Raw genomic sequence first — 14,739 nt, 5'->3', positions numbered from 1 at the left:
TATATCAGATATAACCCATTTTCTTTCATGACTTTAATAAAGGAGGGTTAAACTTATGATTTTAATCCAAATAGAGTTAGCAGTTATCATAATATTATTGTTATTGCTCCTCTTCAAAGATCGTGAAAATATTATTTGTTAATAGTGCCCGGTAAACAAGGTTTGGCCTAGGTGTATAATACCTAGGCCTTTTTATTGCATACAGTAAATTGCTTTTATTTTAGGTTATCAAGGTATTTTATGGCTTGCAAAGCTGCAGTTCCACCTTCTCCTGCAGCTTTAATTAGTTGATAGGGTTGACCTGTGCAATCTCCAGCAGCAAACAATCCTGGCATATTTGACTCCAGTTTATGATTAACCTTGATTGCAGCATCTTCCATTTCCAAGCCGGCTACAAGCTGCTCAGCAGGTAGTGTTTCTCTCATGATGAATACACCATCTACCGTCAATTGTTCCTCTCCAAGATCAAGTTGTTCTACGGTACGATCACCCACTATTTTCTGAACTTTCCCCTTCTTAACCTCTACTCTTGGGTCAAGCCTCACCATCTCTTTATAGTAGGGAATATAATAAACTTTAGCACAGATGTCCACCATAAAATTAGCTTCGTCTTCCCCTTCTGAATTATAAGCAATAATCGCAACACTCTTATTCTTATATAAGGGCCCATCACAGGTTGCGCAATATCCAACACCACGACCCAGTAATTCAGCTTCACCCGGAAATAATTTGCCTACTGATACCCCTGTCGCTAGAATTACGGCATCCGCTTCTAAGGATTTATCCTTACCTACAAGCGTATAAGGTGGCCCAGGATAAATACTGGTTACTTTAAAATTTACAATGGATATTTCCTTTTCCTTAACATGGTTTAAGAACCGTTGACGCAATTCTTCTCCGCCTATTTCTGGAAAACCAAGCCAATTTTCAATTTGCGGAGCTTTGGAGAGCTTGGGACTACAGAATTCCGAGCCCAGTAAAATAAAATCGCGATTTCGGATCTTGGCATTAAGGGCGGCAGCCATCCCTGCCGGCCCACATCCAACAATCACAAGTTCATAATGTTTTTTTAGCGTTTGAATATCCTCTGGCATCTTTGCTAAACCTCCTCGAGAAAAGTTGACTCAATAAGTGTTCCCTAAATAATACTAAATCATCTAAACAAGAACACAACTCCTAAATAAATAAATTTACATTTGATTCTTCAGCCTCACCCAAATAATAGCCAACTCCACCGATGGTAATGCCATCAATAAGTTCTTCTTTCTTTAACCCCATAAGATCCATGGTCATTGAACAAGCAACTACTTCCACACCACTATCCACTGCTGATTTAATTAAATCCTCTAGCGAGCTAATATTTTTGTTCTTCATCACTCTTCTGATCAGTTTACCGCCCAGACCCATCATGTTCATTTTCGAAAGCTTAAGCTTTCTACTCCCTCTGGGCATCATAAAGCCAAACATTGAGTCAATTATGCCTTTTCTAACGGATACTCTCTCAGGTTTTCTCAAAATATTGAGTCCCCAAAAGGTAAAGAACATGGTAACCTTTTTACCCATGGCCACCGCCCCATTAGCAATTATAAAGGATGCCAGCGCTTTGTCTAGGTCTCCACTAAATACCACCATTGTTTTTTTGTCTTTCAACAGGGCATCCGCTGGAAATGAATTATTCACAACCTTACATTTATCTCCTTTTTTTATAAAGGCTTCAATCATTCCTTTATTTCTTTCGATATTAACGAGTTCATTATTTGTTTTACTACACCAGGCCTTGATATCTTCATAAAATCCAGGGTCCGAAGCAGTAACCTTGAGAATTTGACCATCATTTAGTTGATCTAAAGACGCTTTGACTTGAATAAGTGGTCCTGGACAACATAAGCCACAGGCATCAAGGCTTTTATCATAATCTCCTTTTTGCACTTCGCCTTTAACAACTTGGGTATCTGAATCGATCATCGACCTTTTTGAGTTATCCGAATTATCAACTTTAGTTGGTTTAAAGTTTAACATTGAAGCACACTTATATCCTCCATCGATGTTTCTGACTTTAAAACCATTTTGAGTTAAAATTCTAGCAGCCACATATCCTCTGAGCCCGATTTGGCAATATTCAAATATCTCTTTATTCTTATCTAGTTCCCCTATTCTTTCTCTTAGGCTGTCTACCGGTATATTTATTGCTCCTTCAAGATGCCCATTATCGAATTCATCTCCAGTACGCACATCTAATAATAACATGTTTTCTCGATTATAAGCTAAAGCTTCCTCAGCTTTAATAACATCCACTCTACCTGCTAAAACGTTTTCCGCAACATAACCTGCCATATTGACCGGATCCTTTGCTGATGAGAAAGGAGGCGCATAGCACAGCTCTAATTCCGTTAAATCAGTGACTGTTCCACCCAATCTAATGACAGTCGCAATCACATCAATTCTCTTATCTACACCAGCATAACCAAAGCCTTGAGCTCCTAATATTTTGCCGTCCTCGTTAAAAATAAGCTTTAAGGTCATTGTCAAAGATCCCGGGTAATAAGAGGCGTGGGAAGCTGGATGAACGGTAATGACTTTATAAGGAATACTTAATCTGTTTAAAGTACGTTCATTATTGCCAGTACTTGCTGCTGTTAATCCAAAAACCTTAATGATTGATGTCCCCTGAGTACCCTTGTAGGACGTTTTTAATCCTGCTATATTATCCGCTGCAATTCTCCCTTGTTTATTGGCGGGTCCTGCTAATGGAACTGCAGTATTTTGCTTGTTAACAAAATCAACAACTTCAATAGCATCGCCTACTGCAAAGACATTATCGGCAGAGGTCTTCATATTTTCATTGACTAATATATGCCCTTTGGCTCCTCGCTCTATGCCGCTATCCTGCAGAAATCCTGTATCTGGAAATACCCCGATAGCTAAAATCACGAGATCCGTACTCAGTTTTGTACCACTATTTAAGCTTATTTCAATGCTATTTTCCTGGTCCTTAAAAGCTTTAACCCCATCATTTAAAATTAACCCAACCCCATTGTCTAACAATTCTTTTTCGAGTGAGACAACCATATCTGTGTCAAAGGGCGCCATTATATGAGGTGCTGCCTCTACTAGAGTAACTTCAAGGCCTCTATCCTTCAAATTTTCAGCCATTTCTACTCCAACAAAGCCTCCACCAATAACGACAGCCCTATTAATTCCTTTTTTGTCCACATAAGCTTTAATGTTATCAGTGTCTGGTATATTTCTTAGAGTAAATATCCGCTTACTGTTTATCCCTTCGATATTTGGTTTAATTGCTCTTGCTCCGGGGGATAAAACTAGATAATCATATTGTTCTTCATACTCACCCTTGTCTCTACTTCGTACCCTAGCTACTTTTTTAGTGGTATCAACCCCAATAACTTCACTATTAATTCTTACATCAATATTGAATCTACTCTTCATGCTTTCAGGTGTTTGGACTAGTAGTTTCTCCCTCTCCTTAATTGTTTCTCCAATATAATAAGGCAAACCACAATTTGCAAAGGAGATGTACTCATCCCTTTCGAACATAATTATCTCAGCGCTTTCATCAAGTCTTCTAAGTCTTGCGGCTGCCGAAGCCCCACCTGCTACACCGCCTACGATTAATACTTTTTTACTCATAGTTTCTTCCTCCTCTGATGATCGATATTGCACTCATTTCACTGTCCGCTGACTACAACCTTAGTTTCTTCCTTTTTCTTCAAAAATATAGCCTTAATCCATCAAATTAAACTTGTGAAAAAGAGAACACCAACTGACATACTAAAACATTCAACCTCACAGATCTCAGTCAGTTATTCTTTCTGACTATCGATTAAGCATTGTAATCGTTCCTTTTCCTCTTCCAAGTCCTCCAGCTCAGCCACCATCTTAGGTTGCACCGAATGAAATGGCCAACGCGACTTTAACTCTGCTAACTTTTTTTCTACAGCGTTAAGCTGAAACTCAAGTTCATGTTGTTGATCCCTATTCATTCGCTTAATTCTCCTCTGTTGCAATAAAAGTAATGGCTCCATGCATACATCTTTCCATACAGACTTCACATTCCGTACATAAAGACGGATCTACGACCGGAAGATGTGCCATCATTTTGATTGCCTGAACAGGGCAAGCTTTTACACAATGTTTACACCCTAAACACAATTTTTCCAAGATGAATGCCGCCATTTCCACTCCTCCTCATTAGGAGAAACACACGGTTTCTGTGTTCCTGCCATTCTATAACTGCGTGGTCTTTTAGTTGTGATAACCGCGCTTAATCTTAAGCGAGATCTCGCTTTACGAACTTCTTCCATCCCAGATACCCCGGATGGGTATCTATGATTCAATATATTCGACTCTCTTTCATTTGTCAACTATTTTACGATAACTTCTCCAACTTCACTTCAGTCTATTTAATACCCATCTCTCTTGCATTTAGAATAATCATTTGTGACCACCATCTGTGGTCTGTACGATTCCCAAGAATTATTAGACGTTGCTCTTGCTAAGACAAATGTCTTATATAACCTGTAATGCTCCCATCGGACAATATTTTACACATTTTTTACACTTAGTGCATTTCTCCTGGTCAATTTTAGGCGCATCAAATCCATATTGTCTAATTGCAAAAACTGAGCAAACTTGTATTGCTGGACAAGAATGGTTTTGAGGACATCTATTTTGGTCAACTGATATTATCATGAAAACACTTCCCTCTAAAAAATTGTTCTTTATATTTTCAAAAATTTCGCCTTAATTATTATACCCTTAGGGGGTATGTGTATAGTATAGATTCAGAAGATTTAATTGTCAAGAACAACATCTTTCCCTCTGAACATTCTTCGCACTTTCTAATGCTTAAATGCAATTAAACTTACACATAAGCGTAAATAATCCCCACCTTGTGAGTAGGGACTCAATATAGCTAAACCGCACTTTCATCATACCAGTTCAACACATTTTCTATCTTTGAGCTTCCAGCATGTTTTTTTAGAAGCACAAAGACTTTGCGTTTCTTTCCACTTGCTAAAACGTCAAGAAATAACTTACAATATCTTCTATAGGAGTTGCTGCATTTGATAAAGTATTATAATCGGAAAAACAAATCCTACGAAATAGAAAAGGTAGCCGGAGAAAAGGTTTTAAATTGGACCTACTCCTCCCCTATTGGCATGAATCTTTTGGAAGCAATTATTAAGAGAAGAATGTGTTCAAGCCTCTATGGTTGGTATTTAGACAGATCAATAAGCAGGAAAAAGATTAATTCTTTTATTACCAAATTTAACATAGATATGTCTATTGTCGAAAAGAAATTGAAGAATTTCTCATCCTTTAATGACTTTTTTTATCGCAAATTAAAGTCTGAGGCACGCACTATCGATTGGGATAGCCATTCACTTATATCATTTGGAGATGGGAAGCTTTTTGCTCATGAAAAAATAGATTTGGATCGACTGGTTCAAGTCAAGGGTTTTACGTATAGCCTTAGAGAATTGATCAAAGATGATCGAGTTGCTCAGAAATATAATAAGGGGACCTGCTTGATTTTAAGACTCTGTCCGACGGATTATCACCGCTATCATTTCATAGACAGTGGAGCCTGTGAGGATACAAAAAAAATTAAAGGCGCTTACTATTCTGTCAATCCAATTGCCCTTCATAAGGTAGAGAAAGTTTTTTGTGAAAATAAAAGAGAATGGAGCACTTTCCATTCAGATCACTATGGGGATGTTTTATATGTAGAAGTAGGAGCAACCTGTGTTGGCTCAATTGTACAAACCTATACTCCCCAAAAACGCGTAAATCGTGGAGATGAAAAGGGGTATTTCAAGTTTGGCGGGTCCACAGTAATCCTATTCTTCGAGGCGGATAGAGTTACAATTGACGAGGACATCGTTGAGCAAACCAAGCTAGGTTATGAAAGTTACGTTTTAATTGGCGAAAAGATTGGAATAAGACAGTGACCACCTTCCTTAACACTTGTAGGTGCTGGGACACTGCAGCTTCCGAAATACCCAACTGTTTTGCCAACGCACCAAATATTTGTTCACCAAACTAATTTGTTTACTTAATCATTTTCTTTTTTTATCAGTTCTTCCATCTGCTGTTTTGCTTCAAGAGACAATGCATCCATTAGGTAATTACGGTCTCTTCCCTGTATTTCCTGATATTCCCGATTTATTCTTTCATTAGCCCTTTCGATCTCAGCCTTCAGTTCTCTGGCGGATAATAAGGCACATCCTGCCCCCCTGATAATGATCTGCTGTAAACCGTCTGACGTTGCAACTGCTATATTATATTTTTTCTGATTATCATGGGCAAATTTTTCAATATACTGGTCCGCCGTTTGGGCCTCCTTGGTATAGACCATATGGACATTATGATAGTCGATTACTTCCTCAAGATGACCCTTAACAAGGTAAGCATCAAACACAATGATAATCTGACAGCGTCGAATCCCCTGATAATTACTTAGAGTATCAAGCAATTTCATCCTGGCGCCGTCCATATTGCCATCTGCAAGCTCTTTTAGCTCAGGCCACGCAAAAATAATATTATAGCCGTCAACAAGGAGATACTCTTCTTTGGTTTCCTTCCGTCTGCTGACATAGGTAACCGGTTCATAATAACTTTCGCGGGCTGTTTTGCGTTTTTTCCAGGCAGACTTCTTCCCTTGGTTCGCATAAAAGGTGTTATTGATAATTTGATCAATCTCCTCTAAACTGATCGACTTCTCTTCTGTGTATGAGGCCTGGTTTGGGGCTGTTTCTCCCGCTAATTCGTCTTTTTCCTGAAGATAGCTTTCAACATGCATGTAGTCCTTTACTTCATCCCAATCCACCAAGAAACCTGTACCATGTGCACAAAATACAGAACCTGTCGGGTTTTCTAGGTCTCTTTCTGAATCATACCCAATACTTTCTATGACCTCTTCCGCATTATGGCATGGTTCGTACCCTTTCAGACTGCAGAACAGCCTGCCAAGACCTTTGGTATAGGCAACTAACTCTTGCTGATAATTTCTCATGGAAACAACAGGTGCGCTCCCCACAAGAACCGCCATCTCACTATTTGTCTGTGATATTTCGCATGTGCCATGCATTTTCTCAATGTCAGTCATAGCTCTTCCTACCATTTTCACAGGCAGTTCCAGCTGAAAGGCATAAAACGGCTCCAACAATATGGACTTAGCCTCCTTTAAGCCTTGGCGCACTGCACGGTAGGTAGCCTCTCTGAAGTCACCACCTTCTGTATGTTTATTGTGTGCTCTACCTGAGACTAAAGTAATTTCCATATCTGTAATCGCTGACCCTGTTAGAATTCCTTTGTGAGCTTTTTCTTCCAGATGGGTTAAAATAAGTCTTTGCCAGCTTTTACTTAAGCTATCCTCACTGCATTCTACCCCAAACTGCAGACCACTTCCCAGCTCACCCGGCGTGAGTAACAGGTGGACCTCCGCATAATGCCGCAATGGTTCAAAGTGCCCTACCCCTTCTACTACATTGGCAATAGTCTCTTTATACACAATCCTTCCAGCATCGAAGGCCACCGGGACACCAAAACGGCTTTGTATAAGGCTCTGCAAAATTTCAATCTGCACCTCTCCCATGATCTGGGCCTGAATTTCCTGTAACTGCTCATCCCAGACAATATGAAGTTCCGGCTCCTCTTCTTCAAGCTGACGCAGCTTGGGAATCATCACTCTTGGGTCACAGCCTTCCGGAAGAATAATCTGATAGAACAGTACGGGTTCCAATACTGGTGTATTTGAAGCTTCCTCCATCCCTAAGCCTTCTCCCGGTCTGGTTTGGCTGAGTCCTGTTACTGCGCATACAGAACCTGCCTCGATCTCATTCACTGCCTGGAATTTCTGTCCGGAATAGATACGAATTTGATTAACTTTCTCTTCCCAGATGCTATTCGTTAAGACATCTTTCACCTTAAGTTTTCCACCTGTAAGTTTCATGTGCGTAAGACGGTTTCCCTGCTCGTCTCTTGTTATTTTGAATATTTTAGCCCCGAATTCAAAGGGATAGTAAGGTATCATGGCATACTTCACAATACCCTGCACAAATTGCTCAACGCCCTCTAATTTTAAAGCTGAACCAAAAAAGCATGGAAATACTTTGCGCTCCTTGACTGCTTTTTTAATCTGCGCGACATCAACTTGTCCTGTATCCAGATAGGCTTCCATCATTATTTCATCACACATAGCCAGTTGGTCGTAAAATCCCTCTGCCTTAACCTGTTCAAATTCAAGGCATCTATCATCCAGCTGTTTTTTCATTTCTGTCATTAACTTGTCCTTATCCGTCCCATTCTGATCCATCTTATTGACGAATAAAAAAACAGGTATCTGATACATGTGAAGCAGCTGCCATAATGTTTTGGTATGCCCCTGTACCCCATCCGCTCCGCTTATCACTAAAATAGCATAGTCCAGCACCTGAAGTGTTCTTTCCATTTCAGTCGAAAAATCCACATGCCCTGGGGTATCTAGTAAGGTAATCTGAGTCTCACCTATTTCAACTATGGCCTGCTTGGAGAAAATAGTGATTCCTCTTGCCCTTTCAAGCTCATAGGTATCTAAATAAGCATCCTTATTGTCCACTCTTCCCAATTTCCCGATTTTACCGCTCAGATAAAGTATACTCTCAGATAATGTCGTCTTGCCCGCATCCACATGTGCTAATATTCCAAGGACTAATTTATTCATAATCTATTTCAAATCCTTCATTTTGTCTGTTGCTAAAACCCCAGCTCGTTTAGGCTTGTATTTTTATGATACCAGTAAGTTTGGATTTTAACAATTTTAGAGTATTACTTTCACATTAAAAACAAAAAGCTTAACAATTAATTTTTTAATATCATTAATTGTCGATTTGTTATTTATACATTCTAAAAACCGTAGTTTCTTTGTAAAAAATTATATCAAAGAATTAAAAAGGGTAAGTTAGTGTAAATATAATTTTCCACACTAGCTTACCAATTAAAATTCACTTAGATGATGCATAATATAATGATGATCTTCAATAAGTCTTATTTGCTCATAATATCGCAACATTCTTGTGGAAATACCATAATCTTTTTAAAACTTGGCTGATCGTTGGTAACTCCATGAGTTTCGACTTCCTCTTTAATTAAGAGCAATAATTCTAATATAACCGTTTTACCGTTACAATGTTGTCTTAATTGTTCTTTATTTTATTATCATTGAAATAACTACACTGTGAGGCTAAATTTCATGATTTTTTAAGCCTGTTTTGTATCTCCTCTCATTGTTTGTCCAACTAGATCAGTCGTCCCGGTCAGTTGTTTCACCATTTTTTCCAGGTCAATCCCAGATACATTTTTAACATCTCTGGAGAAGTTGCCATGAGTGATGTGACATAATTGCTTACCCTGGCTGCTCCTTCCCCGTGGCCTCATGTGCATCCGGAAAGTTATATTTAAACACGAACTGCCTTGTTGCCTCTACCTCGCAGATACTTTATATGCCTCTTAATTTCCACGAGGATTTGACTAGCATTAAAAATCGAAGAGTAAGCTCCACTGAATACTCCAAGTAACATTGCCAAAGAGAAGACCTTAGTCGATTCTCCACCTAATATATATACCGAGAACAAAGCGATCAATACCGTGACAACGGTATTAACGGATCGGCGCATCGTCTGCCAAACAGACTTATCCACCATGTCCTCATAACTGTCTCCACGCCTCATCTTTGCCTCATTCTCGCGAATCCGGTCAAAGATAACCACCGTGTCGTTAATAGAGTATCCGAAGATTGTCAACACTGCCGCCACAAACGACGAGTCAATCTGCCATTGAAAGATTGAAAAAAGGCCAACAACTACTAAGACATCGTGTAATAATGCAATTATCCCAGAGATAGCAAAGACAAACTGAAACCGAAACGAAATATAGGCGATCATTAAACCCATAGCAATACCTAAGGCCAAAAAGGCATTTCTCGTAAGTTCTTGTCCCATCGCCGGGCCTACTTTATCCTCTTTGAGAGTCGTTTTGTCATACTCTCCGACCTTGGTTTGCAAAGCAGTTAACAATTCATTTCGTTTTGTTTCTTCAAGTGCCTCTGTTCGGATCAAAGCACTTGTATTCCCATTGGACAATTGCACCGGGCCATCAAGTCCAACTGATTTCATAGTATCCGTAATCGCAGTCTGCGTCACTGCCTTTTTGAACGTGATATCAATCATCGTGCCGCCTTTAAAATCAATCCCTAAATTCAGCCCCTGCATGAAGAGAGAAATAATGCCGGGAACAATTACCAATAAGGAAATGGCAAACCACCAATACCGTTTCTTCACAATATTAAAATATAGCGGATGTATTTTTTGTACTTCTTCGTAAGTGGCTGGATGTCCTTTTTCCATTATACCTCCCTCCTTACACCAAACCAGGTTGTTTTAATTTTTGAACTCGTTCCCACAATTAAACGTAACACAAGTCGTGTAAACGTAATCGCGGTAAACAAGCTGGCAATGATTCCAACGCCTAAGGTCAACGCAAATCCTCTGATGGAACCACTTCCGAAGTAATAGAGAGTCATTGCGGCTATGAACGTCGTCACGTGGGCATCAATAACTGTAATGAAAGCCCTGCTAAATCCAGCTTCCACACCAGCCCTCAGGGATTTTCCAGCTCGAACTTCCTCTTTAACCCGCTCGTAGATAATAATATTAAAGTCCACAGCCATCCCAATGGAGAGGATGAAACCAGCGATGCCCGGAAGGGTTAGGACAACTCCGAACATCCAGAAAATCCAAAGAACTATTAAGCCATACACGATCAGCGAAAAATCTGCTACAACACCGGGTAATCGATAGAAAACCAGCATAAAAAGAAAGATAAAGATTAGACCGTAAAGTCCAGCTTTAATGCTTTTGTGTAAGGAGTCAATTCCCAACGATGCTCCCACCTGACGCTTTTCAGCGATGGCCATGCTCACAGGTAATGAACCAGAACGCATAAGGACGGCATGATTGGCTGCAGCCTCTAATGTTGAATAACCGTTGATATAGGCATGACCGTTAAGAATCGGTGTATCAATCATCGGATTTCTTAAGAGTTTATCATCCAGATAGATGCCAATTTTTTGCCCGAGATATGTGGTTGTTAAATCTCCAAACTTTTTACCTCCATCAGTAGAGAATGTTAAGTTGACAACATAACCGCTTGAATTGGTTGGGTCCTGCCCAGCCTTGGCTTCAGTTAGTTCATCCCCTTGTAACACAACATTGCCTTGGGGATCCCTAAACGTTAACTTCGCCGTAGATTTCAGAATATCCACCGCTTTATCGGGATCCGTAACACCAGCTAAGTCGATAACCATTCGTTTTTTATCATAGTCTGTTTGGACTATGGGTTCTGATACCCCCAAATCATTGACCCGCTTTGAGATAATCGCTTTCGCTTTGTCCATATCATCGTTTGTAATCGGAGTGTCGTTTTTATTAGGCTCGGCTTGTAACACTAAGTGTACTCCACCACGTAAGTCAAGACCCAACGGGATACCTTTCACGGGGTCCACAAAAGGTTTAATCGACAGTACTACGGCTGCCGCCATAAGCAGCACAAGGGCCACTAATTTGATGATGTTTCCCCGTCTCATCTGCTACCCTCCCCTTTATTATGCTGGGACTAGCCCATGCCAAAACCTATCGTCATACCAATTTTGAGCAAGGGTCAATTTCCCAATGATCATTAGTTTTAGATATAGTTCTAAATCATTTAATTGGCTCAATAAAAAACAGCTTGTAAATGTTTGTAGAAAAAAGATATTTCCAACTATCTTTGAAGTATCAGCAATACCCTGTTTGGCATCATTGTTAACAGTATGTATAATACTTTCGTCATTGTTTATTTCATCAACCTTCTTACTCTTATCCAAAACAATTACTGTTGTAACGGTGTTTATTATTTCTCTTGCCGAAGCCTTTTCATTGACTGATAGGATTATTGTTGCTCCAAATATCACAGAAACTGCACATATGAAGGCTATTATGCAGTGAGTATAGCTCATATTTAGAATTCTTCGTTTTTGCTTCTTTTCAAGGCCCTCAAGAATTCGGGTGAAAGTTTCATCAGCTGGTATTATTTCATCTGTTTTACTCAAAAGTGCCCCTTTGATTCTCTTCTCGAGTTCAGGCATTTCCATCAAAACCATACTCCTTTCTTTTAGTGAAAAAGATATTGTCAGCAGACCTATTAAGTTCATTTTCATTAAATACGTCGTGGAGCTTTATTCTAGCATTATAAAGCCTGGATTTTACAGTTCCAGGAAAACAGCCCAACACCTTTGAAATTTCTTCAATGGTCATATCGTTAAAGTAATATAGTATGACGACAGTTTTCAATGGTAAACTTAATTGAGCTAAAGCTTCATGTACCACCAGGTTTGTCTCGCTGTTATCAAATTCGGAATTAAAATCCATGGCGTTTAAAACCTCCATAGTTTGGTTACCCATGAGGAGAAAGTAGTTGTGATTTTTCACCATCCTCCAACCTGTTCGCACTAGAATCTTATAAAACCATGCTTCAAATGCATCTGGATTTTTTATGGTTTGGATTCTTTTATAACATTCAATAAAGGATTCCTGTACGATATCCTCCGCTATTCCTTTTCTGTTGGATATGAGGTAAGCGGTTCCTAAAGCCTTCTTTTTGTATAAGTGATAAAGCTCGCTAAAACTATTCAAATCACCCATTTGACATTGTTTTATTAGGTCAGCATTAACCATATTATCCCTTCTTTCTTCCAGGGTTTATCTTCTATAATAAGAGTGTATTAAATATACTAAATGGTTCACTTTCTAATGAAATTTTTGTTTTGTTGCTTTTTTACCACTTATCGATAAATAGTGTTTGTACTTTTCTTTGCTCTTTTCAACACGATCCATGAATAAACCTCCTGTTTCGGTTGTGGCTAAATGAGACCACTGCAAGAATTACAGCAAGCGCGTTTCAAATGACAGCTAGCATCGATAGGTTTCCTTCTGCGATGCTAGCTGTATCCATGCAAATAAGAGCCCTCAGCATTGCTGAGGGCTCTTATTTGCACGGATTTATCTCTATTTTATATCTCTTTTTACTGTTACTTTAGTTCTGGAACCAGTGAACATAAAACGGCCTAGTTATTACTTAGACCACTACCTCGTCGTGATAAGGCAATACAGCTGAGCTTTGTTTCATTGCCCTGACTTTTAGCTAGTATAAAAATAAAAAACCCTTAAAATCCGTTCCTACTTAAGGACTTTAGGTTCTGTAACTTGTCCTATATGATGGGTTTGACAATGTGGTGCCGATGACCGGAATCGAACCGGTACGGATGTTACTCCGCGGGATTTTAAGTCCCGTGCGTCTGCCAGTTACGCCACATCGGCAAAATTAGTTGGAGGCGGCACTCAGATTTGAACTGAGGAATAGAGGTTTTGCAGACCTCTGCCTTACCACTTGGCTATGCCGCCAGATTGAGTGGTGCCTCAGGACGGAATCGAACCGCCGACACGGGGATTTTCAGTCCCCTGCTCTACCGACTGAGCTACCGAGGCAAAATATTGGCGGAAGGGGTGGGATTCGAACCCACGGCCCCTTGCGGAGTCACTGGTTTTCAAGACCAGCTCCTTAAACCACTCGGACACCCCTCCAAGTATGATGGCGACCCCGATCGGACTTGAACCGACGATCTCCTGCGTGACAGGCAGGCATGTTAACCACTACACCACGGGGCCATGATTGGTGGGCGATGACAGGATCGAACTGGTGACCCGTACGGGATTCGAACCCGTGTAACCGCCGTGAAAGGGCGGTGTCTTAGACCGCTTGACCAACGGGCCGGTAAAAATTGGCAGGGGATGCAGGAGTTGAACCCGCACCAGCGGTTTTGGAGACCGCTGTTCTACCATTAAACTAATCCCCTATGTATTAGGGTCTGAGTTACACAAATTATTTTTTGGTGGGCCATCCGCGACTCGAACGCGGGACACCCTGATTAAAAGTCAGGTGCTCTAGCCGACTGAGCTAATGGCCCGTTCTGGCTGGGGTGGGAGGATTCGAACCTCCGAATGCCAGAGTCAAAGTCTGGTGCCTTACCGCTTGGCGACACCCCAAAATCAATATATATTAGACCAGAGCATTTACTCATGACCTCAATATCTTGGTTGCGGGGGCCGGATTTGAACCGACGACCTTCGGGTTATGAGCCCGACGAGCTACCGCTGCTCCACCCCGCGATGTTATTGGTGGAGTACCTCTCCACAAAAACTTCTTTAAAACTTTGGTGCGGAAGACGGGACTTGAACCCGTACGGAGTTACCCACACGCCCCTCAAACGTGCGCGTCTGCCAATTACGCCACTCCCGCATGTGGAACCAATTAAAATGGTGCGCTCGGAGAGATTCGAACTCCCGGCCTTCTGATTCGTAGTCAGACGCTCTATCCAGCTGAGCTACGAGCGCAAAATATATTATGGTGGAGGTAAGCGGGATCGAACCGCTGACCCCCTGCTTGCAAGGCAGGTGCTCTCCCAGCTGAGCTATACCCCCACAATATCAACTTAAATAGTAACGCCTTAGTTGGCACGAAGCACCAACCTCGAGCTTATCAGGCGTACATTCTACCAACTGAGCCTAATCACCTTTGTTCTACACTAGAAAAGGTAATAATGGACACAAAGAGGGCTACCCTAAAGGTAGTCCCTTTTGTCTT

General features: G+C 40.6%; 11 protein-coding genes, 13 tRNA genes and 1 pseudogene. 1 reads left to right on the top strand and 24 read right to left on the bottom strand.

The features are described 5' to 3' along the window. Nucleotides 1–215 precede the first annotated feature (215 nt). From DSBG_RS16095 to DSBG_RS21980, 5 genes are all read right to left on the bottom strand, one after another. Complete coding sequence (locus DSBG_RS16095; protein ID WP_068965293.1) at nucleotides 216–1,094, bottom strand: NAD(P)/FAD-dependent oxidoreductase; 879 nt, start codon at nucleotides 1,092–1,094, stop codon at nucleotides 216–218. A gap of 82 nt (nucleotides 1,095–1,176) precedes the next feature. Continuing rightward, the gene (locus DSBG_RS16090) at nucleotides 1,177–3,648 is read right to left on the bottom strand and encodes a DsrE/DsrF/DrsH-like family protein (protein ID WP_068965292.1); all 2,472 of its coding nucleotides are present in this window, start codon (nucleotides 3,646–3,648) and stop codon (nucleotides 1,177–1,179) included. A 173-nt stretch (nucleotides 3,649–3,821) separates the two neighbouring features. Continuing rightward, nucleotides 3,822–4,001, bottom strand: coding sequence for a hypothetical protein (locus DSBG_RS23795; protein ID WP_068965291.1), 180 nt, complete (start codon nucleotides 3,999–4,001; stop codon nucleotides 3,822–3,824). Between the two features lie 4 nt (nucleotides 4,002–4,005). Further along, entirely contained in the window at nucleotides 4,006–4,194 is a 189-nt protein-coding gene (locus DSBG_RS23790; RefSeq protein ID WP_068965290.1) for a ferredoxin family protein, read from the bottom strand. 333 nt (nucleotides 4,195–4,527) lie between these two features. Further along, the gene (locus DSBG_RS21980; RefSeq protein ID WP_083236925.1) at nucleotides 4,528–4,710 is read right to left on the bottom strand and encodes a 4Fe-4S binding protein; all 183 of its coding nucleotides are present in this window, start codon (nucleotides 4,708–4,710) and stop codon (nucleotides 4,528–4,530) included. Nucleotides 4,711–5,084: 374 nt separating this feature from the next. Here DSBG_RS21980 and DSBG_RS16075 point away from each other — a divergent pair, with 374 nt between their 5' ends. Then, nucleotides 5,085–5,972: a phosphatidylserine decarboxylase gene (locus DSBG_RS16075; protein ID WP_068965289.1), complete on the top strand. Its 888-nt coding sequence runs from the start codon at nucleotides 5,085–5,087 to the stop codon at nucleotides 5,970–5,972. 104 nt (nucleotides 5,973–6,076) lie between these two features. On the opposite strand, the gene DSBG_RS16070 is transcribed toward DSBG_RS16075, so the two are convergent. The 19 genes and pseudogenes from DSBG_RS16070 to DSBG_RS15985 all read right to left on the bottom strand — a co-directional run bounded on the left by DSBG_RS16070 (nucleotide 6,077) and on the right by DSBG_RS15985 (nucleotide 14,576). Further along, nucleotides 6,077–8,725: a translation factor GTPase family protein gene (locus DSBG_RS16070; RefSeq protein ID WP_068965288.1), complete on the bottom strand. Its 2,649-nt coding sequence runs from the start codon at nucleotides 8,723–8,725 to the stop codon at nucleotides 6,077–6,079. 536 nt (nucleotides 8,726–9,261) lie between these two features. Next, nucleotides 9,262–9,434 (bottom strand): annotated as a pseudogene (locus tag DSBG_RS22580) (flotillin family protein); the annotation flags it as partial. Nucleotides 9,435–9,458: 24 nt separating this feature from the next. Next, on the bottom strand, nucleotides 9,459–10,406 hold the full coding sequence (gene secF / locus DSBG_RS16065; protein WP_068965287.1) for a protein translocase subunit SecF: 948 nt from the start codon (nucleotides 10,404–10,406) through the stop codon (nucleotides 9,459–9,461). Continuing rightward, entirely contained in the window at nucleotides 10,406–11,644 is a 1,239-nt protein-coding gene (gene secD / locus DSBG_RS16060; RefSeq protein ID WP_068965286.1) for a protein translocase subunit SecD, read from the bottom strand. Before secD ends, secF begins: the two co-directional genes overlap by 1 nt. A gap of 18 nt (nucleotides 11,645–11,662) precedes the next feature. Further along, on the bottom strand, nucleotides 11,663–12,190 hold the full coding sequence (locus tag DSBG_RS16055; protein WP_068965285.1) for a hypothetical protein: 528 nt from the start codon (nucleotides 12,188–12,190) through the stop codon (nucleotides 11,663–11,665). Further along, entirely contained in the window at nucleotides 12,177–12,740 is a 564-nt protein-coding gene (locus DSBG_RS16050; protein ID WP_242877686.1) for an RNA polymerase sigma factor, read from the bottom strand. Before DSBG_RS16050 ends, DSBG_RS16055 begins: the two co-directional genes overlap by 14 nt. Before the next feature lie 588 nt (nucleotides 12,741–13,328). Further along, nucleotides 13,329–13,415 (bottom strand) — tRNA-Leu (locus DSBG_RS16045). A gap of 9 nt (nucleotides 13,416–13,424) precedes the next feature. Next, nucleotides 13,425–13,499: transfer RNA gene (locus DSBG_RS16040), tRNA-Cys, on the bottom strand. Nucleotides 13,500–13,507: 8 nt separating this feature from the next. Continuing rightward, nucleotides 13,508–13,583, bottom strand: a tRNA-Phe gene (locus tag DSBG_RS16035). A 7-nt stretch (nucleotides 13,584–13,590) separates the two neighbouring features. After that, a tRNA-Ser gene (locus DSBG_RS16030) sits at nucleotides 13,591–13,679 on the bottom strand. Nucleotides 13,680–13,687: 8 nt separating this feature from the next. Then, nucleotides 13,688–13,763 (bottom strand) — tRNA-Asp (locus tag DSBG_RS16025). Between the two features lie 29 nt (nucleotides 13,764–13,792). After that, nucleotides 13,793–13,868 (bottom strand) — tRNA-Glu (locus DSBG_RS16020). 9 nt (nucleotides 13,869–13,877) lie between these two features. Beyond that, a tRNA-Trp gene (locus tag DSBG_RS16015) sits at nucleotides 13,878–13,951 on the bottom strand. A 34-nt stretch (nucleotides 13,952–13,985) separates the two neighbouring features. Continuing rightward, nucleotides 13,986–14,062 (bottom strand) — tRNA-Lys (locus DSBG_RS16010). 4 nt (nucleotides 14,063–14,066) lie between these two features. Then, a tRNA-Gln gene (locus tag DSBG_RS16005) sits at nucleotides 14,067–14,141 on the bottom strand. Nucleotides 14,142–14,189: 48 nt separating this feature from the next. Beyond that, nucleotides 14,190–14,264 (bottom strand) — tRNA-Met (locus tag DSBG_RS16000). Nucleotides 14,265–14,309: 45 nt separating this feature from the next. Further along, nucleotides 14,310–14,394, bottom strand: a tRNA-Leu gene (locus DSBG_RS15995). Nucleotides 14,395–14,412: 18 nt separating this feature from the next. After that, a tRNA-Arg gene (locus DSBG_RS15990) sits at nucleotides 14,413–14,489 on the bottom strand. Between the two features lie 11 nt (nucleotides 14,490–14,500). After that, nucleotides 14,501–14,576, bottom strand: a tRNA-Ala gene (locus DSBG_RS15985). Nucleotides 14,577–14,739 lie beyond the last annotated feature (163 nt).

This window comes from Desulfosporosinus cupriresistens, from assembly GCF_001707885.1.
Classification (GTDB): Bacteria; Bacillota; Desulfitobacteriia; order Desulfitobacteriales; family Desulfitobacteriaceae; genus Desulfosporosinus.
The sequence above is the reverse complement of the archived record's forward strand: the minus strand, read 5'-3'. Positions and strand labels throughout refer to the sequence as shown.